The organism is Acinetobacter sp. ANC_7654, assembly GCF_056779855.1.
This window is the reverse complement of the sequence record NZ_JBWYIR010000002.1, coordinates 287,372-309,585: the sequence shown is the minus strand read 5'-3', so window position 1 is coordinate 309,585 and position 22,214 is coordinate 287,372. Positions and strand designations below refer to the sequence as shown.

21 protein-coding genes are annotated in these 22,214 nt (G+C 40.0%); 10 read left to right on the top strand and 11 right to left on the bottom strand.

The features are described from left to right. The first annotated feature begins 9 nt into the window (after window positions 1-9). Genes AC1M86_RS03690 through coaE form a run of 3 tightly spaced genes read left to right on the top strand, consistent with a single transcriptional unit; the run spans window position 10 to window position 2,740 of the window. Complete coding sequence (locus AC1M86_RS03690; protein ID WP_035266014.1) at window positions 10-1,236, top strand: type II secretion system F family protein; 1,227 nt, start codon at window positions 10-12, stop codon at window positions 1,234-1,236. Continuing rightward, window positions 1,236-2,096 (top strand): prepilin peptidase, encoded by an 861-nt coding sequence (locus tag AC1M86_RS03685; RefSeq protein ID WP_035266012.1) that lies wholly within the window; start codon window positions 1,236-1,238, stop codon window positions 2,094-2,096. The genes AC1M86_RS03690 and AC1M86_RS03685 overlap by 1 nt, the downstream gene beginning before the upstream one ends. A 41-nt stretch (window positions 2,097-2,137) precedes the next feature. Next, window positions 2,138-2,740 carry a dephospho-CoA kinase gene (gene coaE, locus AC1M86_RS03680; RefSeq protein WP_481607256.1) on the top strand — a complete coding sequence of 201 codons (603 nt, stop codon included), beginning with the start codon at window positions 2,138-2,140 and terminating at the stop codon, window positions 2,738-2,740. A 16-nt stretch (window positions 2,741-2,756) separates the two neighbouring features. On the opposite strand, the gene AC1M86_RS03675 is transcribed toward coaE, so the two are convergent. From AC1M86_RS03675 to ppnP, 3 genes are all read right to left on the bottom strand, one after another. Next, on the bottom strand, window positions 2,757-3,683 hold the full coding sequence (locus AC1M86_RS03675; protein ID WP_092766655.1) for a DMT family transporter: 927 nt from the start codon (window positions 3,681-3,683) through the stop codon (window positions 2,757-2,759). A 6-nt stretch (window positions 3,684-3,689) separates the two neighbouring features. Then, window positions 3,690-4,436: a 23S rRNA (guanosine(2251)-2'-O)-methyltransferase RlmB gene (rlmB, locus tag AC1M86_RS03670; protein WP_035266007.1), complete on the bottom strand. Its 747-nt coding sequence runs from the start codon at window positions 4,434-4,436 to the stop codon at window positions 3,690-3,692. Between the two features lie 136 nt (window positions 4,437-4,572). Further along, entirely contained in the window at window positions 4,573-4,896 is a 324-nt protein-coding gene (gene ppnP / locus AC1M86_RS03665) for a pyrimidine/purine nucleoside phosphorylase (protein WP_092766653.1), read from the bottom strand. Between the two features lie 316 nt (window positions 4,897-5,212). Between ppnP and recN the strand changes: the two genes are divergently transcribed. From recN to ruvX, 3 genes are all read left to right on the top strand, one after another. Continuing rightward, on the top strand, window positions 5,213-6,880 hold the full coding sequence (gene recN / locus AC1M86_RS03660) for a DNA repair protein RecN (RefSeq protein ID WP_481607255.1): 1,668 nt from the start codon (window positions 5,213-5,215) through the stop codon (window positions 6,878-6,880). A gap of 81 nt (window positions 6,881-6,961) precedes the next feature. Further along, entirely contained in the window at window positions 6,962-7,516 is a 555-nt protein-coding gene (locus AC1M86_RS03655) for a YqgE/AlgH family protein (protein WP_035266003.1), read from the top strand. Next, the gene (gene ruvX / locus AC1M86_RS03650) at window positions 7,509-7,952 is read left to right on the top strand and encodes a Holliday junction resolvase RuvX (RefSeq protein WP_481607254.1); all 444 of its coding nucleotides are present in this window, start codon (window positions 7,509-7,511) and stop codon (window positions 7,950-7,952) included. The genes AC1M86_RS03655 and ruvX overlap by 8 nt, the downstream gene beginning before the upstream one ends. 16 nt (window positions 7,953-7,968) lie before the next feature. Here ruvX and AC1M86_RS03645 read toward each other — a convergent pair whose 3' ends face one another. Then, window positions 7,969-8,592: an alpha-ketoglutarate-dependent dioxygenase AlkB family protein gene (locus AC1M86_RS03645; protein ID WP_481607253.1), complete on the bottom strand. Its 624-nt coding sequence runs from the start codon at window positions 8,590-8,592 to the stop codon at window positions 7,969-7,971. A 135-nt stretch (window positions 8,593-8,727) separates the two neighbouring features. On the opposite strand from AC1M86_RS03645, the gene AC1M86_RS03640 reads away from it, so the two are divergent. Then, complete coding sequence (locus tag AC1M86_RS03640; RefSeq protein ID WP_481588591.1) at window positions 8,728-10,530, top strand: ABC transporter ATP-binding protein; 1,803 nt, start codon at window positions 8,728-8,730, stop codon at window positions 10,528-10,530. A gap of 3 nt (window positions 10,531-10,533) precedes the next feature. On the opposite strand, the gene AC1M86_RS03635 is transcribed toward AC1M86_RS03640, so the two are convergent. From AC1M86_RS03635 to uvrC, 5 genes are all read right to left on the bottom strand, one after another. Then, window positions 10,534-11,067 (bottom strand): DUF4269 domain-containing protein, encoded by a 534-nt coding sequence (locus tag AC1M86_RS03635; protein ID WP_481607252.1) that lies wholly within the window; start codon window positions 11,065-11,067, stop codon window positions 10,534-10,536. Between the two features lie 98 nt (window positions 11,068-11,165). Then, window positions 11,166-11,534, bottom strand: coding sequence for a hypothetical protein (locus tag AC1M86_RS03630; RefSeq protein WP_481607251.1), 369 nt, complete (start codon window positions 11,532-11,534; stop codon window positions 11,166-11,168). A gap of 57 nt (window positions 11,535-11,591) precedes the next feature. Further along, window positions 11,592-12,179, bottom strand: coding sequence for a CDP-diacylglycerol--glycerol-3-phosphate 3-phosphatidyltransferase (gene pgsA, locus AC1M86_RS03625; RefSeq protein ID WP_035265993.1), 588 nt, complete (start codon window positions 12,177-12,179; stop codon window positions 11,592-11,594). Window positions 12,180-12,282: 103 nt separating this feature from the next. Then, window positions 12,283-13,077, bottom strand: a complete 795-nt coding sequence (locus tag AC1M86_RS03620) for an acyl-CoA thioesterase (protein WP_035265992.1) — start codon at window positions 13,075-13,077, stop codon at window positions 12,283-12,285. Window positions 13,078-13,192: 115 nt separating this feature from the next. Continuing rightward, window positions 13,193-14,992, bottom strand: a complete 1,800-nt coding sequence (gene uvrC, locus AC1M86_RS03615; RefSeq protein WP_180028652.1) for an excinuclease ABC subunit UvrC — start codon at window positions 14,990-14,992, stop codon at window positions 13,193-13,195. Between the two features lie 228 nt (window positions 14,993-15,220). Between uvrC and AC1M86_RS03610 the strand changes: the two genes are divergently transcribed. Continuing rightward, entirely contained in the window at window positions 15,221-16,267 is a 1,047-nt protein-coding gene (locus AC1M86_RS03610; protein ID WP_180028651.1) for an AAA family ATPase, read from the top strand. A 35-nt stretch (window positions 16,268-16,302) separates the two neighbouring features. On the opposite strand, the gene AC1M86_RS03605 is transcribed toward AC1M86_RS03610, so the two are convergent. Together AC1M86_RS03605 and lpxO are read right to left on the bottom strand one after the other, a co-directional pair. After that, window positions 16,303-17,256: a hypothetical protein gene (locus tag AC1M86_RS03605; protein ID WP_481607250.1), complete on the bottom strand. Its 954-nt coding sequence runs from the start codon at window positions 17,254-17,256 to the stop codon at window positions 16,303-16,305. Between the two features lie 129 nt (window positions 17,257-17,385). After that, window positions 17,386-18,300 (bottom strand): lipid A hydroxylase LpxO, encoded by a 915-nt coding sequence (gene lpxO, locus AC1M86_RS03600; RefSeq protein ID WP_035265982.1) that lies wholly within the window; start codon window positions 18,298-18,300, stop codon window positions 17,386-17,388. 505 nt (window positions 18,301-18,805) lie between these two features. Between lpxO and fadB the strand changes: the two genes are divergently transcribed. Both fadB and fadA read left to right on the top strand, forming a co-directional pair. Then, window positions 18,806-20,959: a fatty acid oxidation complex subunit alpha FadB gene (fadB, locus tag AC1M86_RS03595; protein WP_092766638.1), complete on the top strand. Its 2,154-nt coding sequence runs from the start codon at window positions 18,806-18,808 to the stop codon at window positions 20,957-20,959. A gap of 12 nt (window positions 20,960-20,971) precedes the next feature. After that, window positions 20,972-22,144, top strand: coding sequence for an acetyl-CoA C-acyltransferase FadA (fadA, locus tag AC1M86_RS03590; protein WP_035265978.1), 1,173 nt, complete (start codon window positions 20,972-20,974; stop codon window positions 22,142-22,144). Window positions 22,145-22,214 lie beyond the last annotated feature (70 nt).

Here is a 22,214-nt window from a genome sequence, read left to right as displayed (position 1 = left end):
GAAATCATTATGGCGGTGAAAAAAGCACAGATGATGCCAACGTTTGTATATGACGGCGTGGATCGCAAGGGAACCAAAGTTAAAGGTGAAATGCCTGCGCGTAATATTCAACTTGCAAAAGTCATGCTCCGCAAACAAGGCATTACGGTGCGTAGTATCCGCGAGAAGCGCAAGAATATTCTTGAAGGCTTAATGAAGAAGAAAGTGTCTACTTTGGACATCACCATCTTTACGCGTCAGCTTGCCACCATGATGAAAGCAGGTGTACCACTTGTTCAAAGCTTTGAAATTGTTGCAGAAGGCTTAGATAATCCTGCAATGCGTGAAGTGGTTTTGGGTATTAAAACTGAGGTCGAAGGTGGTAATACTTTTGCAGGTGCACTACGCAAATATCCTCAGCATTTTGATCAGTTATTCTGCTCATTGGTAGAATCAGGTGAGCAATCAGGTGCGCTTGAAACCATGCTCGATCGAGTTGCGATTTATAAAGAAAAAAGTGAAGTTCTCAAACAAAAAATTAAAAAAGCGATGAAGTATCCAATTGCTGTCATTGTGGTTGCAATTATTGTGACCATTATTTTGATGGTCAAAGTGGTTCCTGTCTTCTCTGAGATGTTTAGCTCATTTGGCGCAGACTTACCTGCGTTCACGCAACTCGTAGTGGCAATGTCTGAGTGGGTGCAAAAATATTGGTTTATTTTAATTATTGGTATCGCTCTGACCATTATCGGCTTTATTGAAGCCAAAAAACGTAGTCAAAAATTTGCGGATGCATTAGATCGCACGGCTTTAAGGCTGCCTATTTTTGGTGATTTGGTTTATAAAGCAATTATCGCACGTTATAGCCGTACACTTTCAACCACATTTGCTGCCGGCGTCCCTTTAATCGATGCACTCCAATCAACAGCTGGCGCAACGAATAACGTGGTATATGAGCAAGCAGTTATGCGTATTCGTGACGACGTTGCGACTGGTCAACAACTTCATTTCGCTATGCGCTCGACCAATTTATTCCCATCTATGGCTGTGCAAATGGTAGCGATTGGTGAAGAATCGGGTTCACTCGATGCTATGCTAGATAAGGTTGCAACGCATTATGAAAGTGAAGTCGACAATGCTGTCGATGGCTTAACCTCCATGATGGAGCCTTTGATTATGGCCATTCTAGGTGTCTTGGTCGGCGGCTTAGTCATCGCAATGTATCTTCCAATCTTCCAAATGGGTTCTGTGGTGTAATGAACGAAATAATTGCGTATTTAATTCAATCGCCTACAGCACTCTATTTAACTGTGGGAATCATCAGCTTATGTGTCGGCAGTTTTTTAAATGTTGTCATTTACCGCACACCTAAAATGATGGAGCAAGAATGGCGTCAAGACTGTCAGATGTTTTTACATCCCGACCAAGCCATAATTGATGAAGATAAGCTCACGCTAAGTAAACCTGCATCGACCTGCCCAAAATGTAAAACACCTATTCGTTGGTATCAAAATATCCCCGTGATAAGTTGGTTATTTTTACGTGGAAAATGTGGTGAATGTGAAAATCCGATTGGCATTCGTTATCCACTGGTAGAAGTTTTGACTGCTGTTTGCTCATTAGTGGTCGTCGCGGTATTTGGTCCAAGCCTACAAATGCTTTTTGGCTTAATTTTAACGTGGACACTGATCGCACTCACATTCATCGACTTCGATACACAACTTTTACCCGATCGATATACTCTCCCCTTGGCTGCACTTGGTTTAGCGGTAAATAGCTATGCACTCTACACCTCACCTACCTCCGCCATTTGGGGTTATTTGATTGGTTTCCTCTGTTTATGGGTGGTGTACTATTTATTTAAAATTGTGACAGGCAAAGAAGGAATGGGATATGGCGACTTCAAATTACTGGCCGCGCTTGGTGCATGGATGGGTCCATTTTTATTACCGCTCATTGTCCTACTTTCATCCTTAGTCGGTGCAATCATCGGCATCATTTTGATGAAAGTCAAAAAAGAAAATCAGCCCTTTGCTTTTGGACCTTATATTGCGATTGCTGGATGGATTGCATTCTTATGGGGTAACGAAATTATGAAGGTTTATTTAGGGGGTTAAGCTAAAATAAGCCCCATTATGATAATTACAAGGTTTTTTACATGCGCTTTATTTTGGGCTTAACAGGTGGTATTGGAAGTGGAAAAACTGCTGCAAGTCAGTGGTTTGAAACACAAGGTATTACTGTTGTTGATGCAGATATCGTAGCACGTGAAGTGGTTGAAATTGGAAAACCTGCACTACAAAAAATTAAAGATCATTTTGGGGATTGGGTGCTATTGGAAGATGGCGCACTCGACCGCAGAGCGTTAAGAGACCATATTTTTAAACATCCTGAAGCTAGAAAGATATTAGAAAATATTACGCATCCTGCAATTCGCCTATCGATTATTGAACAACTACAACGGGCGACCAGTCCTTATGCCATTTTAGTTTCCCCACTCTTATTTGAAACCAATCAACACCAACTTACTCAACGTACTTTACTGATCGATGCATCCACAGAATTACAAATCTTGCGTGCTTCGCAACGTGATCATCAAGACATTGAGCAAATTAAAAAAATAATGAGTGCGCAAATGTCTCGTGAAGAAAAATTAAAACGTGCAGACGATGTTGTTATTAATGATGGTGAACTTGATCATCTCTATCAACAACTCGCAGTAAAACACCAATATTATCTCGATATTGCACAACAAGCTTAGATTTTAAAAAAGCAGTCTAAGAAGACTGCTTTTTTTGTTGCTCAAGTTTTTGGCTTAGTGCATCTTGGCGACCCAGCCATCGCCATGGTTGTAATGCGCCTATCGCCATACCCAACAACCCAAATAACATCGCAATACTTAAAGGTTCATTTAACAAAGGCACTGCCAAAATTGCAGCTAAAAAAGGCGCTAAATTGGTAATGCTCCCTGCTTTAAAAGCCCCGAGTCTTTTAATCGCTTCCACATAAGTTAAAGTTGCAATAATGACCACAAATATGCCATGAAATATTGTCTGAAACAGTAAATGCTGAGGCTCAGGAGTACTAAGATCTTTGGGTAAAAATAACACGTAAATGGGTACATAAATCACGGCTGACCAGATGGCAACTCCACACATCGCCTGCCATGCACTCAGTTGGAATTTACGCAGTAATACGGTAAATATTGCCCAAAAAATGGCGCTCAAGAAGAATAATCCATCACCAGCACCAAAAGGAATGCCTGATTCACGATACATCAGGAGACTCATAATACCGAGCACGGTGATCATAATGAGCAAACTTGCCCATGTATGACGATCAAAAGCCTGTTTCATCAATATAAAAGCCACGATGGCAGTACAAATAGGAATACAACCATTGAGAAAAATTGCAGCATGCGCAGTCGGTGCATAGTGAAATGCGCTATAAGCCAACAAACAATAGATCACACCACCAATCATTGCCAAAATAAATGGTTCTTTTTTAAGTAAAAAAGAGGCTTCTCTACGATAAAGTAAAATCGGCATTAAGATCAAAAAAGCCAGTGAAAAACGCAGTGCCACAATGTCCCACGTATTGATGTGCCATAGCGCATTTAATCGTGCAGTGAGGGTAAATCCCCCCCAGATGCACATGGTAGTAATAAGAAAAAAATAGCCTTGGGCTCGATCTGAAAGTGCCATCTCAAATTAGGCTTGACGTTGTCTACACGCTTCGTAAAGTGCCATGCCTGTCGCCACACTCACATTCAAACTTTGTAAATTGCCACTCATTGGAATATAAACTTTGTGATCGCATTGCGCCTGAGTAATCGGTCTTAAACCAGTATCTTCAGCACCCATAATCACTGCGACAGGACCAGTCAAATCACATTCGTGAATAGGTAGAGCATGCTCATCTAACATCGTGCCAATCACTCGAACATTAAAATCATCTTTGATTTTAGCTAAAGTACGAGCCAAATTCGTCACTTGGATAAATTTAACTTTCTCTGCACCACCAGCAGCAACCTTACGAGCCGTTGGTGTTAAGCTCGCAGAACGATCACGAGGAACAACAACCGCGTGTACGCCCATGGCTGCCGCAGTTCGAATACACGCACCCAAATTATGCGGGTCCGTCACTTGGTCAAGCGCCAGTAAAAAAACATTGTCTGTACTTTTGATTAATTGCTCAAGATCATTTTCATTCAGCGTTGGATGAGGACGAACTGCAGCAACGACACCTTGATGAAAAGGTTGTCCAGCCAGTTTTTCAAGGCTGTCTCGGCTCGCTTTTTGAATACTAATTCCGAAAGGTTCAGCCAACTCAAAAATACGTTTTAAACGTTGATCTTCACGACCTTTTAGTGCAAATAGAGTCAAAACGCGTTCAGGTTCTAACTCCAACAATGACTCCACAGAATGAACGCCATAATAATATTCGGGTTTAGCCATGAACGACCTCAACTCACTAAGACAATACAATAATATAGAAAAGAAAAATCCCGCAAAGCCAACTTTACAGGATTTTATATAGCGAATAGTTTAACCGATTTGACCATTGAATGTTGGTCAAATTTTTTTTTGGTAATTAACCTTCGAAATGACAAACGTAGTCTAATACGTCATCTGTTTCGATTTTGAAACGGCTCTCACCAGGCACGTAAAACGACTGCCCTGCACGGAAAAGCTCATGTTCTTCATTGTCTGCAATTGTGACACGACATTCACCAGAAATAATTTCCATACGCTCTGGTACATGTGTTTCAAAAGTAAGCGGTTGTTCCGTCGGTAGAATAACCCCAAGTGTTTTTTTCGTACCGTCTTCAAATTGAACAGTGTGGCTAATACACGTCCCGCCAAAATAAACATTTGATTTTTTTACAACAGATACATGATCAAATTGTGATGACATGCGTATTCTCCAAATAATGCGCATTTTATAAATTTTAATTGCCGTAGTTTAATTGCGCTCGAGCAACTAATCAATCAGTGTTTTGCAATGGTTTTTATAAGCAACTTTTGTTCCCTATTGATGAAATTTAAAGATTTTTTTGATTTCTTCTATATATCTTTTGTACACAGGTAAAAGAATATATTCAGTCACTAGTAATCAACCTAATTTCAGTTAAAATGCAAACTAAAAGTTCTCATATTCAAATGTCGTGACTTGAGACTAAAACAAAATTTCTCTATCTTAGAATCCACACTTTCGCAGCTCGGATGCGTTTATGCTGACACACCTTAATCTGATCAACTTTGCTTTAGCCGATAACTTAGCCATTGATATTGATCAAGGTTTCAATGTTCTTACGGGTGAAACTGGTGCAGGTAAATCTTTATTACTCGATGCATTATCAGCGTGTTTAGGCGAGCGTACTGATACGAATTACGTTCGTTATGGTTCAGATAAGGCTGATGTTACAGCCGTATTTAGTTATCAAGATCAAAGTCCTGAAGCTGAATGGTTAAGCACTCATGAGCTGGCAGATGAATCGGGTGAAATTCACCTAAGACGGGTAATCTTTGCTACAGGTCGTAGTAAAGCTTGGATCAATGGACGTCCAAGTAGTCTGTCAGAATTAAAGGAAATTGGCAGACTCTTAGTCCAACTTTACAGCCAACATAGTCAGCAACAATTGTTAGAACCGCCCTATCCAAAACATTGGTTAGATCGTTACAGCAACTTTGGTCAACATACGCTTGCTGTCAAAGACAGTTATAACGCATGGCAAAAAAATATCCGACAGCATCAAGCTGCGCTTGATGCACAGACCACCCGCCTTCAACGCATTGAGACAATTAATCTTCAATTAGAAGAATTAGAAGAAGTGGTTCGACTTGACTATAAAGAAATTGAACAAGAGTTCGATCGCTTAAGTCATCATGAACACATCATGCAAGATTGTAGTTATGCAATCAACGTTTTAGATGAGTCTGATCAAAATATCACTCAGGAAATTTCAAGTATTATTCGCAAGCTTGAATCTCATGCAGGTCGTAGTGATTTACTCTCTGAAATTTATAACTCATTATTAAATGCGCAAAGTGAACTCGATGATGCCAGTGCGAATTTAAAACAATTCATTGACCGTCAGAGTTTTGATCCTGAACGAATGGAAGAGTTAAACACACAACTGGAAATATTCCATCGTTTAGCGCGCAAATATCGAGTACAACCCGAAGATTTAAAATCAGAATACGAACATTGGCAGGCAGAGCTAGAACAATTACATCAGCTTGAAGATCCAGAGACTTTGGCTGAGCAAGTTGAAATTTCACATCAACAGTTTATAGAGAAAGCTCAATATCTAGATGATATCCGTCGTAAAGCAGCAGAACCCTTAGCCAAACTCTTAACAGAACAAGTCAAGCAACTGGCTTTACCAGAAGCTCATTTTGAATTCCGTTTTGATCCTCTGGAGCAACCTTCATCTGAAGGGTTTAGTTTTATTCAATTATTGTTCACAGCAAACAAAGGGATCCCACCTCAACCGCTTGCGAAGGTTGCGTCTGGTGGTGAATTGTCACGTATTGCATTGGTCATGCAAGTCATGAATGCAGAGAAAACCGAAGCTGAAGTACTCGTTTTTGACGAAATTGATGTAGGTATCAGTGGTGGAACAGCTGAGATTGTCGGTCGCTTATTGGCTGGATTAGGTCAACATGTTCAAATTCTATGTATTACACATCAAGCCCAAGTTGCAGCGCAATCGGACCAACATTTGTTAGTGAAAAAACTGCAAACAGACCCTGCTAGCAGCACTATCGTTGAGCTTGATGAAGATCAACGGATATTAGAGCTTGCTCGCATGACTGGTGGTGTCGAAATTAGCGAGACCACCCTTCAACATGCAAAACAATTAAGACAATTAAAGTTTCAGACCAGCACATCTTGATTATTTTAAAAGGATTGTTGAAAACCCATAAGTCTAGTATGTTGAAGTAAAGTGATACTCAAACATAGGAGAAGCCATTAGGTGAGTAAACAATTTCTAACGCACCGTTGCCTGATTGCCCCACCTGATTTAGCAGATGATTTCTTCGCAAATAGTGTGGTCTATATCGCGCGTCATGATCATGAAGGTGCGCAGGGAATTATGATCAATCGTCCAGCTGGGATTCAGGTTAAAGAACTCTTAACAGATCTTGATATCGTTGCAGATCATGTTCACCCACATGATGTCTTACAAGGTGGTCCTTTACGACCAGAAGCGGGTTTTGTACTTCATACAGGTCAACCTACTTGGCATGCGTCCATCGCTGTAGGTGAAAACCTTTGTTTAACAACTTCAAAGGATATTCTTGATGCAATCGCACACAATGAAGGTGTTGGTCGCTATCAAATTGCTTTAGGCTATGCAAGTTGGAGTAAAAACCAGTTGGAGCAAGAAATCGCTCGAGGTGACTGGCTCATTTGTGACTCTGATATGGATTTGATTTTTAACTTACCCTATGACGATCGCTGGGACGCTGCCTATAGAAAAATGGGGGTCGATCGTACATGGCTTTCATCTGAGATTGGACATGCCTGATTCAACTACCGCTCAACTCATTATGGCCTTTGACTTTGGCACACAAAAAACAGGAATGGCTGTAGGATCGTCTATTATTGAAAGTGCTACCCCACTTTCACTTTTACCGATGAAAGATGGCATTCCCAATTGGGATGATCTTCTCAAAATTGTAAAACAGCATTCTCCAAATCTGTTTTTAGTCGGGCTACCACTGAATATGGATGATAGCGAATCGGAACTATCAACACGAGCACGTAAATTTGCCCGTCGTTTAAGACACCAAACCAATATAGAAACATGGATGGTGGATGAGCGATTAACAACTCGCGAAGCGCGTGATGAACTCGATCATTATCAGGTGCAAGGGCGTGGAAAAAAGTTGTCCGCAGACAGCTTGGCAGCCGCTTTATTTATTGAAAGTTGGTATCGTAATCCTCAAGGTATTCAACCTTAAAAGAATACTTGCCATTTCATCTAGGATAAAAATAGCGAAAGGTTAAATTGATTCTAGGCTCTAATACTTTGGTTGATTTCGCTAAAGTGTGTTTCCAAAAACGCTGTGTTTGACCTTTCATCACAATCAACTGTCCTGATTGTAGATACATTTCCGCAGTATGAATTTTATCACGATGTTTAAATCTAAATTTTCGGGTTGCACCGAGACTCAGTGAGGCAATGACGGTCTCGCCATGTTCAGGATCTCTTAATGCAGCCTCATCATCACTGTGCCATCCTAAACCTTGAGTTCCATCTTCGTACAAATTGGCCAAACAAGAATTAAATTGAACTCCTGTTATAAGTTCAATTTTTTGCTTGAGTGCTAATAATTTCAAATCCCAAATCTGTGCTTGTTTATCCATTCCTGAATAGTGATATTGATAGTTTTGGTCACCATACCATACGACTTTACGACCCGTCTTAAAATATTGGCCGTATAAAATCACTTCATCCTGTTTCCAAGCCAAACCTTCTAAAAAATAATCGAAATAATCCTGTGATTCAGCATGAGTAAGTATAAGGCCGTAATCTTCTACAATCCCATCACAAGGTAGGAGATTTGAATTGGGTTCGGGTGCAAACAGCTCAAAGTTCATAACCAATTTGCCATGAAAATATAACCGTATATTAGCTGAATATTTCAACTGACAAATTGAAACATTGTGAACGCTTGTGACACTGGACAATCAAGCTTAGACTGGCATAAATCTAGACAATAAAAACAATCGCTTATGAATTTATGGCAACTTTTTCTAAAACTTAAACCTTTCGTTCGACCTTATCGCTTTTTAGTGATTGCCACTCTCTTTCTTACGCTCATCGGCTCATTCACAGCTCAAGTGAATGCACTCACTTTGCAGTATGCGGTTGATGAAATTAATGCGCTGGTTGAGAATGGCTTTGGCTTAGCCGAAGGCTGGAATATCCTGATTACCATTACAGCGATATTATTGGGTAAAGAAGTGATTAATGCTTTTGTCCAATTCGGACAAAAGTTTTATGGTGAAAAACTTAGAATTTTTATTTCACAAGATTTAGCACAAGGCATCATTGAAAAATTTCTGACCTATAGATTAGCTTTTTTCAACGAAGAGAATAATCAGGCGGGAAAATTACAAACACGAATCGATCGTGGTATTGGCTCTCTGACTCGTCTAGTTCAAATATTCTTTATTGACATTTTGCCGTTATTTACCAGTGCGATCGTGGCTTTAGGATTAATGTACTACGCCAACTTTTATGTTGGCTTGGTGGCGACCACTATCGTTCCAATCTACTTCTGGTTAACTTATAAACAAGCACAAAAACTCGGAGGCTGGCGTCGAAATTTACGTGATGGTCGAGAAAAGAAAAGCCAAGGTATCCTCGGAATTATTAATTCAATTACGGTTATCAAATCTTTCAACCGCGAGTCAATAGAATCAACCAAACAACTCAAACTACAAAAAGAACTCACAGATAATCAAATGCAAACCCGTCAAGTCAGCTTTTTATTTGATGGGTTAAAAACCTTTATTGAACAAATAGGTATTGTTTTAATCATCATCCTAACTGCGTATTTTGTGCTTGATGGTCAGATGAGCATCGGTATGATCATGTTTCATGTACTGTTGTTCAATAATGTATCCGCGCCAATTCGCTCCTTACATCGTATATATGATGAAGTGAATGATGCCATGATCTATTCAGAAAGCTTCTTTAAAATTTTAGAAGCAGATGATCAAATTGAGCCTACAGGTCAACTCAAACCGCAAATTCAAGGAAAATTTACGCTGAAAAATGTTGAATTCTTTTATCCAAATGGTCACCACGCACTAAAGAATATCAATATGGAGATTCGACCCAATAAAATTACTGCATTAGTTGGCTTATCAGGTGCGGGAAAATCAACCTTAATCAGTCTTTTAGATAAATTTTATGAACCTAATCAGGGGTGTATCGAACTCGATGGCATCGATCTCAATCAAATTGATACACAATATTTGAGAGATCATATTGGATTAGTCCTACAAAAAAATCATATTTTCCAAGGGACTATTCTTGAAAATATTCGCTATGGTAAAACAGATGCTACTGAAGAAGACGTGATCATTGCTGCTAAAAAAGCATCCATTCATGAGCAAATTTTACAACTTCCAGATGGCTATCATTCCGATGCATTGCAACTCTCTGGAGGACAACAACAGCGTATTGCGATTGCTCGTATGTTCTTGAAAAATCCACCGATTATCTTTTTAGATGAACCGACAGCGAGTTTGGATGCCATTGCTTCGGAACAAATTAAACAAAGCCTTGATGAGATTAAACAAGGACGTACTGTCATTATTATCTCGCACAGCCTGTCGCAAATTATTGATGCGGATTACACCTATGTCATGAAAGAAGGCGAAATTGCCGAGCATGGAGAACATGATGCTCTTTACCATCAAGACGGTGTATATAAACAAATTTTTGATGCGATGGCTAAAAGTTTGAATATCGAAAAAATTGCAAAAACTTTTGAAGACGATGGGGATGAGGAAACCCATAGTTAAAGTTTAATCTAGGTAACCTTGGCATTGAAGCAGTTGAATCAACACACAGTCATCTGCTTCATAGAGCTGACTTAACTTCGTGTAAGGATCACCATCGAGCGCTAATATTTGTGCAAATGCAGGTTCAGTTTTTATATCTTTTTGCTTAAGGCGAATGATTTCCTGTTTAAATTGGTCATTTGCCAAATCTAATATTCTATGTTCAACGTAGAAGTGCTGGAATCCCACCTGCTGATGAATTGGTGTTGTAGAACAAAATATCTCAATTGACCAAGCACAATATTCGAATCGGCAAATCCAAGTATCACGTTCAAAATAACTTCGCTCAATGCACCATGCCTTATAGGTTTGAAATAATTTTAGTGTTTCAATCAAATGATTCTCTTGCTCAATCGGATAACTACAAATGTGGTCGATATCACTTTGTGCTATTGCAATTCCTAAAGGTGGCGTACCGACCACTGTAACTTGATACCGCTTGAGTATTTCCAAAAGGTTTAAGTCATCAATGACTTTTTGAAAGTGTATTTTTTTCATTGTTATTTTTAATCTCTAAGATGATTCAACTTTAAAGCGGTTGAATCTCCCAATATGAATTACTTTAACCCTCAGCAGAAAAGCTTAAGCAATTAAGGTTATTTTTGATTTTCGATAACATCTAACGTATAAACAGTTTTAATATAATTTCGATACTGCGTTGAATAAGAGATTTCCAAACAACGCATAAGGTATGCTTTCTCTTTTGAATATTGATAGCTGCCTAACGCTTCTTTGAGCGCTTGATCAATATAATTTTGCACTTGTTTTGCCGCCTCATGGCTATGCTCACCGAGTTGAAAATATCCACCTCTCGCAATATTTGCTTCATTTGCATAAATCTCGGAATGAGATAGACAATACGCGATTCCATCATTATGCAAATACTCTTGTGCCATTGATAAATCATCCGCATAAATGCTTGAACTCGACAAGATACTCAAAGCAATAGCAAATTTACTTCTCATTTTTTAAATCACGTTCTCAACGAAATAAAAAAAGCGCCTTTTGGCGCTTTAAATACATTAGGGTTGTTTTAGATATGGCCATGCCGCTCTTAAATAAATAAACATGGACCACAGTGTTAAAATTACAGCGGTATATAACAAACCATATGCAACTAATTCAAGTGGTTTCCAATTGAGTAAGAACACGGAAATAGCAATCATCTGAAAAGCTGTTTTATATTTGCCAACCGTAGATACAGCTACATTGGTACGTGCACCGAGCTCAGCCATCCACTCACGTAAAGCAGAAACCGTAATCTCGCGTGAAATAATCACAATCGCAGCAAAAGCCATCGAAATTGTAGGTTGCCATTGCACCAAAACAATCAATGCTGCCGCGACCATTAATTTATCCGCAACAGGATCTAAAAAACGTCCGAATGCAGAAGTCTGATTCAATGTTCTTGCCAAGTAACCATCAAACCAATCTGTGACAGCAGCAATCACAAAAATTGCAGTCAGAATGATATGACGCGTCATACCCCCTTCATGCCCACCCACACCAATCGCAGGAGGCCAATAGGCAATAATTAAAAAAACAGGTATTAACGCAATACGTGCTAGCGTCAAGATATTTGGTATATTCAGGATGCGACCTGTAGACATAGACACCGCCAGTTTGCCCCAATTACAGCTAAAATTTGCAATAAAAACTTGAGCTTTGATTCTTTAATCCGCTTACTTTAAACGATTCACTACCCGCTGTCGACTAGGCAAAAATCGCGACAGTCTGTCTACAAATTGCAACGAGACGGTCATTATGGTCCCAAATATGGGCATATTCAGTAGAATAACCATGCGCAGAATGATCTGTAAATACTTTATATTTAAACCAATCTCGTCGGTCAGCTTGAATAGGTTCTAACAGCGTCACATACCAAGAAATTGAACTTCCTGGTGCTGGTTTTTTTAATATAGGAAAAATTCCTGCAGGCCAAATATCTAACATTGCTATAAATTCAGGCATGCTCAGCGGACCTGCTTCAAATCTAGATTCTGCATATCGAAACCACCCACCAAAATCGGGCTTTTCAGCAGCCGTACAAGGGTATTTCCCTTCAGCCCAAATCAGATCATAGTTCTGATAGCATTGCGGCATAAGAGGATGATAAGGCAACTTAACTAAACTTTCAGGCGAATCATACTGTGGTGCTGTGCGAGTTTGATCCATATTCACAACTGATTCACGGTCTGAACCAAAACTTGCCAGCAGAATTCCCTGTACAGCATCATCCTGCCAAATCCGAGCCTCAATATTAGTCACAGATTTACCTTGCCTTAAAATTTCCACTGTCACTTTGACTGGCTTTTCCTGAACAGGACCCACAAATACCACACTGGTGCTCAATAATCTTTTTTGAGGGTCATGAATCATTTGTGTTGCTTTGTGTAGCATCATCGCCGTGGTTAAACCACCAAAAATGGTACGACCTTGCAACCAACCCTCAGGGATCCCCACCCATTCTTGTTGATCAATTTCTTGAAATACCTGTCCAAATGACATGTGCAACCCTTTTATTTTAAATTTCTTATCGCGCTAGCATGCTGAATTTTCAGATTGAGGTAAATGATCAATGACTCGCAGGTCAATGATCATTTTGGCAAATTGATATGCATGATTACTCATGCAAGATTTTGTACACAGTCCGAGCGAGATTTGCACCAAAACCTGGGACTAAATTCAGATCCTTTTCAGAGGCTTTTAATACCCCTTGAATCCCACCAAAATGTGTTAATAAATCACGGCGACGTTTTGGTCCTAGCCCTGGAATAGCTTCTAAAACTGACTGCCCACGACGTTTATCGCGCTTGGCACGATGTTTAGTAATGGCAAATCGATGCGCCTCATCACGAACCTGTTGAATTAAATGTAGCGCTTTATGGTCTTCAGGCAGTTGAATCTTTGTACCATCAGTGAAATGTAAGGTTTCCAAACCAGGCTTACGCCCTTCCCCTTTTGAAACCCCCACCATGAATGCATCCAATCCAAGATCTTGCATGACCTGCATTGCCATATGTAATTGCCCTTTACCACCATCGATGAGAAGCAAATCTGGCAGCATTGCTTTCTTATAGCGTCGTGTTAAAGCCTGACGCATGGCAGCATAATCATCACCGCCAGTGATATCTTCGATAGCAAACTGACGGTAATCGCGCTTGCGAGCCCCTCCACTATCAAAGACAACACAAGAAGCGATCGTTGCTTCGCCCATCGTATGGGATATATCAAAACATTCGATACGATCAATTGGACGTCCGACCACCTCTTCTAACTGATGAAAACGTTCATTCAATTCATAATGGTTAGCAAGTTGTCCTTTAATGGCATGCTGTACATTCATGGTCGCAAGCTCGAGCCATTCTGCACGGGTTTCTCGAACTTTTGATTTAATCAGAATTTTTTTGCCAAAATTTTGTTGTAGTGCCTCTTCTATGTCTTTCTTGTCTGGCAGCTCTACGTTGACGATTAATTCTGTTGGAATCTCATCGGCAACTTGGAAATAAAAGTTCGCGATAAAATCTGCCAGCATTTGTCCCAAATCATCGCCCAACATATCTGGGAAATAACTTTTTCCTCCCAACATCTTGCCATTACGCACATGCATAATCTGAACGCACGTTACCCCCGCTTGGTATGCGATCGCCAATATATCTGCTTCACCTTTGACTTTATAAATCGCTTGTTGAGTTTGGACATCACGCAATAATGCCATCCGATCACGATAAAAAACGGCTTTTTCAAATTCAAGAGCTTCTGCTGCCGCTTCCATTTTGGCAATTAATTCTTGATTAAGCTCACGTGTGTCCCCTTGTAAAAAACGAATAGAGTTATCAACATCATCTTTATAATCTTCAGGTGATATCATACCCACACATGGAGCTGAGCAACGTTTAATTTGATACTGCAAACACGGTCTTTTACGTTGCGCAAAATAACTATTTTCACATTGGCGGACATTGAATAATTTTTGTAAGACCACCAATGTATCACGTGCATTATAAGCACTTGGATAAGGTCCAAAAAATTTACCTGCTTGATGTTTCCCCTTACCACGACCTGCTGCAATACGTGGATAAGGCTTATCACTGGACACAAAAATATAGACGTAAGATTTATCATCTCGCAGCATGATGTTATACGGCGGTCGATGAAGCTTAATTAAGTTTTGTTCAAGAAGTAATGCTTCCGTTTCTGAGCGGACCACCATGGTTTCAATATCATGAATGCGGGCAACTAAAGCCTGTGTTTTGGGATGCTCAATGGTTTTAACAAAATAGCTAGAAACACGATTTTTTAAATTCTTCGCTTTTCCCACATACAACAACTCTCCATCTTTACCTAACATGCGATAGACACCAGGCAAAGTCGTAAGATTGGCTAAGATTTTTTCAATGTGTTCACGTGCGTTTTCGTTCACAAGCAGCCTTTAATGTAGAGTCAGTCATTCATGCAACAGCATGAGCTTATTGTGATGGTAACGCGCTCTATTTCAAGTGCATTTCGGTAGACGATTTTAAAACCTTGTTGATCCAACAGTTCAGGGCAATGATCGCAGATTTTATAATCAGCTGATTGTTAAAAAGTCTGAGTTGTTAAATTCAAGTTTGATATGCTTTTCAACTGATTCATTCATGGATGCGCCAACATGACTGCGACCGATCGTGCTTTTCACGCCATACAACCTGCACTCTCATCCCATAGTCCTTCAGAAAAAGATCGACTCATTGGAAAGTCTCGCTTTCATTTTGAACCAGCCAAAGTGATGCAGTTATTGCGTGATCGTATCATTGGGCAAAATCCAGCCTTAGATGAAATCGAAAAAATGCTTCACGTAGTCAAAGCTGACTTTTCAAGTCCTGAACGCCCTTTGTCCGTCACCTTGATGCTTGGACCAACAGGTGTTGGTAAAACAGAGACTGTTCGTTTGATTGCTGAAGCGATTTATGGTCGTCCTGATGCATTTTGTCGTATCGATATGAATACACTGGCTCAAGAACATTATGCAGCCGCTTTAACAGGCGCTCCGCCTGGATATGTCGGTTCGAAAGAAGGTCACAGTTTATTCGATGAAACTGCGATTAATGGCTCTCATACCCGTCCTGGCATTATGCTGTTTGATGAACTTGAAAAAGCCTCTCCCGAAGTGATTCGTGGCTTAATGAATGTGTTGGATACAGGTCGTCTAACCCTTACTGCTGGAACAAAAACGATTGATTTTCGTAATTGTATGATCTTTATGACCAGTAATGCAGGAGCACGCGCAGCACAACAATATTTAGATAAATTAAATGTTTTACCGCAAAAACTTCAAAATCTATGTTTAAAACGCCTACCCACGAAAGCCATTATTGAAAAAATACTGCATCGCAGTTTTGATCCCGAATTTCTGAATCGAATTGATCGTGTCCTTCATTATCAACCTGTTCAAGATGATGCACTCCCTAAATTGGTTGATATTGAACTGGAAAAACTCAATATTCGTTTGCAACATCAAAAACGTCAGGTTCATTTATCAGACCTTGCCAAAGCATATTTCTATCAGGGTCATGATATCCGCTTTGGTGCACGTCATTTAGCACGTAAAATAAGAACTGAACTAGAACCCATTATTGCGATCTACTTTCTAAAGCATCCAGATCAACTTCATCTCAAGCTGGATTGCAAAGACGGTCAGCTCACGATCATCAATTAATAAAAAAAGCCCATTATGGGCTTTTTTTAAACAAATCATCTTAAACCAGGAATCGTGACAAAGGATTCTGCTGCCGTTTTATTATAATACGTACACCCTTTTTCAATATTTGCCATTAACAACTGATAACGCTGTCTATTTTCTGCAACATCATCGTTCATTAACAATTTTTCATAGAGTTTATATTCATCATCAGTCGTACGCTTCAAAGTTTGATGATATTCAGCAGGATATAGTTTGCTTTCAAATTCAATGGCTGTTGAATCATCTAAACTAATCTTCATACTGGTGTCAAAAATACTGCTAAAATTCATACCCATCCAACGATCTTTAGCGAGTTGAAATTTAACAATTGGATTTTTGTCATTTAAAAGATCAAGATACAGCAAGTTATCTTCATAAAATTGGTTAAAACTCTCTTCCAATGGTTCACTCGTGTTTGGATAGAGTTGTAAATAATCTACTCTGTTTTGTTCTGCTTTCTTTCTATAACAATAGCTACCTGAAGAAAAATTTTTAAGACCATCTTTGGCGATAAACAATCTCACATTAGGGCTCAAATCATTTCGATCAATGTTGCGATAACCTGGTAAAACTGTATCAAAAACATTTTTACCCGATAGGTTTACACGCTCCATTTCGATATCCGTTTGGATGTCACCAATGATATTCATCGTCCAATGACTAGGACTATTCACACTGAGCGTATTTTGGGCTTGATCATAGGTTTGATAGATACGATTTCGCGTAACAATCACACTATTCAACGGTTTAAAACTATCCGTATAAGTAAATTGTCCATTTTGAAATTCAATATAATTTAAGCCGAATCGATCATTAGAATTATAGTAAATTGAATAGAGTTGATCACCGTTTCGAAATTGTGTACTCGGTGATGATTCATACGAATCTCCCGACCCACCGCCGCCACAGGCACTTAAAAAAAACGGTAAAATACTTAGTACTAATATTGTTTTTTTGAGATTCATTTGAATTTTCTTTTGTATATTTTACACACAAAAGCATAGCTTTTATTGAACCACTTCTCAATTTTAATTTACATCATTTTAAGTAAAATTAAAAAATGCGCCCTGAGGCGCATTTTGATCTGAATGCTCTTAAAACACATAAGGTCGAATAAAAATCAGGAAGAATATCCCTAACATCAAGAACCATTTTAAAAAGTAATATAACTGACGGTTCTTCGCTTTCAGTGCTTTTGCTTTCACACGCAAGCGATAAATATAACCAAATGCTTTGTTCAGACCACCCGTTTGATCCCCTGCTTCATTCGGTGAACTTGCCGCAGTCATTACATTTTTACCAAACCAATGATTAAACCGTTCCATCCAACGTGTCTTTAAAGGGCGCTCTACATCAGCAAAGAAAATAATACGATTTTGATCCGTCGTGTTTTCTGCATAATGAATGTAGGTTTCATCAAACACAACGCTTTCACCATCTCTCCATGAATACCGCTGACCATCTACATCAATAAAGCAACGATCATCATTTGGCGTCAACAACCCTAAATGATAGCGTAAAGATCCCGCATAAGGATCACGATGACGAACCAAGCGACTATCAGGAGCAAGCTCAGTAAACATCGCCGCTTTAATGGTCGGTAATGTTTTAAGCAATGCTGTCGTTTTAGGGCACAGTTCTGCTGCTGAAGGATGTGCAGAGTCATACCATTTTAAATAAAAACGCTTCCAACCAGTTTTAAAAAATGAATTAAAGCCTAGGTCATCATATTTTTCAGAGGCTTTGATCCCACCCTGCTCATATAAAGCTTTGGCTTCATCACGAATCATTTCCCAATTTTCATCTAACACTTTTAAATCTTTAAAATGCTGTGTGTCGATATAAGGCTGGTTTGGCACCTTAGAGAACATATACATCAAAAAATTAATAGGTGCCAAAATGGTCGAATGATCAAAGAATTGACGATAGAACGAATGTCGTACTTTTCCACGACGTTGAATATACAGTGCCGATATGATGAATATCGCGAGAATAATCCACTTGATCATTGATTGACTCGGTTTATCTTTGGTTAGCGGGTTAAATGAGGAGATGCTGCACCTAAATTGGAAATGAATTGTTCCAATTTAGATGTATAGATAATCACGTAAATTGTATAACGACTACCCCAAACAACGAAACATTGTGTTCTACAAATAGACTTTTGATGGCTTTATATTTCAGTTTATTGACTTTTATGACGAAATTTAAAGTGCAAAATAACTTGAAATTACCTACCTACCCCAGATATAAGTTGAAGTGTTTTTAAATAAAATGCCAATTGAAACAATCGCTTTATTGTAAGAAGAACAAACTCTACATTCGCATCTGCTGTTTTATAACGCATGCTGGTGCAATAAATAGATGACCATTGCGTCACGGCTTGATACAACTTGTTATGTTCTTTTTCGATATAGTTATCGTAAGATTAGCGAAGCTTTAATGTGCGCAGGAAATACGCACTTGCTTCACAACATCAACTTAGAAGTCCTCCAAAAAAAAGGAGATCAGGGCATGATCCACGCTGGCAATGCCATTACCGTCCAAATGCTTTCGGACGGAATTGCAGAATTCCGCTTTGACTTACAAGGTGAGTCGGTTAATAAATTCAACCGCGCAACAATTGACGACTTTAAAGCTGCAATTGCTGCTGTTCAATCAAACGCTGAGATCAAAGGTCTTATCGTTACATCTGGTAAATCTACATTTATCGTTGGTGCAGACATCACTGAGTTTGGTGAAAACTTTGCGCAAGGCGAACAAGTCATTGTAGATTGGGCGATGCCTGTTCATGAAATTTTCAATTCATTCGAAGATTTAAATATTCCTAAAGTTGCTGCAATCAATGGTATGGCATTGGGCGGCGGTTTCGAAATGTGCTTGGTGTGTGACTATCGCGTGATGTCAGAATCAGCACAAGTTGGTCTTCCAGAAATTAAACTTGGGATCATTCCTGGTTTCGGTGGTACTGTTCGTCTAAGCCGTGTTATCGGTATCGATAACGCTGTTGAATGGATGGCAATGGCGAACCCGAAAAAAGCACCTGCTGCACTTAAAGATGGTGCGGTCGATGCGGTGGTTGCTGCTGATAAATTACAAGATGCTGCGATCTCTATCGTTAAACAAGCAATCGAAGGTCGTTTAGACTGGAAAGCGAAGCGTCAAGAAAAATTAGATCCTATTAAGTTGAATCCATTAGAACAAATGATGGCTTTCAACTCATCTAAAGGTGTGGTACTTGCGAAAGCTAATCCTGCACAATACCCTGCGCCAAAATTATTGCTTGATTCTATGCAAGCGGGCTCAAGCTTAGATCGTGCTGGTGCACTTCGCCAAGAAGCTGAACACTTTGCAAAAGCAGCGGTAACGCCACAAGCAGGTGCGTTGATTGGTTTATTCATCAACGACCAAGTTGTGAAGAAAACTTCGAAAAAATATGAACAAGGCGCTCACCCTGTAAATCAAGCTGCAGTACTTGGTGCAGGTATCATGGGTGGTGGTATTGCTTATCAAGCGGCAAGCAAAGGCACACCAATTATCATGAAAGATATTGGTAACCCACAACTTGCTTTAGGAATGAAAGAAGCAAACGGTCTTCTGACTAAACAAGTTGAACGTAAGAAAATCAAGCCTGCTCAAATGGGTGAAACGCTTGCACGTATCCGTCCGACATTAAGCTATGATGAGTTTAAAGAAGTCGATATCGTGATCGAAGCGGTAACTGAAAACCCGAAAGTGAAAGGCATCGTACTCAAAGAAACAGAATCTAAAGTACGTGAAAACACGATCATTGCATCAAACACTTCTACGATCTCAATCACGCGTTTGGCTGAAAACCTTGAACGTCCTGAGAACTTTGTTGGGATGCACTTCTTTAACCCAGTGCATATGATGCCTTTGGTTGAAGTGATCCGCGGTGAAAAAACTTCACCTGAAGCGATTGCAACGACTGTCGTACTCGCTCAAAAAATGGGTAAAACTCCTATCGTTGTCAATGACTGCCCGGGCTTCCTTGTAAACCGCGTATTGTTCCCTTACTTTGGTGCGTTTGACCTTCTTCTTAAAGACGGCGCTGACTTCCAACAAGTCGACAAAGTGATGGAAAAATTTGGCTGGCCAATGGGTCCTGCATACTTAATGGACGTTGTCGGTATTGATACTGGCGTTCACGGTGCAGAAGTGATGGCTGAAGGTTTCCCTGACCGTATGAAGCCTGATTTCAAAGGTTCAATCCAAACAATGTATGAAGCACAACGTCTTGGTCAAAAGAACGATGTTGGTTTCTACAAATATGAATTGGACAAGAAAGGCAAGAAAGCAAAAACTGTTGATCCAACAGCGTATGACGTGATTGCTTCTGTCGTGACTGGTGAAAAACGTGAATTTGATTCTCAAGAGATCATTGACCGTATGATGATTGCTTTCTGTAACGAAACTGTTCGTTGCTTAGAAGACAACATCGTTGCAACACCAAACGAAGCAGATATGGCAATGATCATGGGTGTAGGCTTCCCTCCATTCCGTGGTGGTCCATGCCGTTACATCGATCAAACTGGTGTAGCTGAGTATGTTGCGCTTTGCGACAAGTATGCGCATTTAGGTAAGGCTTATGAAGCGCCACAAATGTTGCGTGACATGGCTGCTAACAACAAAAAATTCTACGGTTAAGGAGCAACGTGAATGGCTACTTTAAATCCACGTGACGTTGTCATCGTTGATGGCGTACGTTCAGCAATGGGTAAAACCAAAAATGGTATGTTCCGCAATGTACGTGCCGATAACTTATCTGCTGAATTAGTTCGTGCATTGGTTGCTCGTAACCAGTTTGATGTGAACGAAGTTGAAGATGTGATCTGGGGTTGTGTGAACCAGACTCTAGAGCAAGGCATGAACATCGGTCGTAACATCGTGTTATTGGCAGACTTACCAAAAACTGTTGCAGGTCAAACTGTTAACCGTCTTTGTGGTTCTTCAATGCAAGCAATTCATACCGCAGCTGCTCAAATTGCGACAAACCAAGGTGATATCTTCATCATCGGTGGTGTTGAGCACATGGGCCACGTTGGCATGATGCATGGTATCGACTTGAACCCACAAGCATCTAAACATTATGCAAAAGCATCTAACATGATGGGCTTAACTGCTGAAATGTTAGGTCGTATGAATGGCATTAGCCGTGAAGAGCAAGACGCTTTTGGTGTTGAATCTCACCGTCGTGCTTGGGCTGCTACTCAAGAAGGTCGTTTCAAAAACGAAATCATTGGTGTTGAAGGTCATGATGCAAATGGCTTCAAAATCCTTTGTGATGTAGACGAAGTGATTCGTCCAGATGCGAACCTTGAAGCATTTAAAGCGTTGCGTCCTGTGTTTGACCCTAAAGGCGGTACAGTGACTGCTGCTACATCATCAGCGTTGTCTGACGGTGCATCTGCAATGTTATTGATGTCTGCTGAGCGTGCGCAAGCACTCGGTCTTAAGCCACGTGCTGTAATTCGATCTATGGCAGTTGCAGGTTGTGATGCTGCGATCATGGGTTATGGCCCAGTTCCAGCAACTCAAAAAGCGCTGAAACGTGCTGGCTTGAGTATTGGTGACATTCAGACTGTTGAGTTAAACGAAGCATTTGCTGCTCAAGGTCTTTCAGTATTGAAAGGTCTAGGTTTACATGACAAACAAGACATCGTGAACTTAAACGGTGGTGCGATTGCGCTTGGTCACCCATTGGGTTGTTCTGGTGCGCGTATCACAACGACGTTGTTAAACGTGATGGAACAACAAGATACACAAATCGGTCTTGCGACGATGTGTATCGGTCTTGGTCAAGGTATCGCAACTGTGATCGAACGTGTTTAAGTTTTAAATACGTGACCAAAAGAAACCCCGCTTAATGCGGGGTTTTTTCTCTAAAAAAAAATCTTGTTAA